This window comes from Aminobacter sp. P4_D5 (assembly GCF_056401815.1).
In genome coordinates, this window is the sequence record NZ_JBFUIP010001041.1 from 1 (window position 1) to 595 (window position 595).

A 595-nucleotide genomic window follows, 5' to 3' on the forward strand; every position below is an offset into this window, starting at 1 on the left:
AGCTCACCGAGGTGCAGGCCGAGGCCATCCTCAACATGCGCCTGCGCGCCCTGCGCAAGCTCGAGGAAATGGAAATCCGCAAGGAGCACGACAAGCTCAGCAAGGAGCAGAAGCAGCTCCAGGGCCTGCTCGCCAGCACGGCGAAGCAGTGGGCGGCCATATCAAAGGAAGTCGAGGACGCCCGCAAGAAGTTCGGCTCCGGCGCTCTCGGCGACCGCCGCACCGCGATCGGCTCCGGCGTGCCCGCTGTCGTCGTGGACGAGAGCGCCTTCATCGAGCGCGAGCCGCTGACCGTCGTGCTGTCGGAGAAGGGCTGGATACGCGCGCTGAAGGGCCATCTCGCCGAGGATGCGGAGCTGCGCTTCAAGGAGGGCGACGGCCTCGCCTTCCGCATCCCCGTCCAGAGCACCGACCGCCTCGTCATCTTCGCCAGCAACGGCAAGGCCTACACGCTCCGCTGCGACACGCTGCCGCGCGGCCGTGGCGACGGGCAGCCGCTGCGCCTCATCGTGGACCTGCCCAACGAGGACAGCGTGCTGGCGATGTTCCTGCCCTCGGCCGGCCAGAAATTCCTGATCGCCGCGACGGATGGCAA

The 595-nt window shown here is 68.1% G+C and carries 1 pseudogene; it reads left to right on the forward strand.

Features of this window, described 5'->3' with window-relative positions:
* Positions 1 to 595, forward strand: a pseudogene (locus AC1DWF_RS36545) (DNA topoisomerase IV subunit A); the annotation flags it as partial.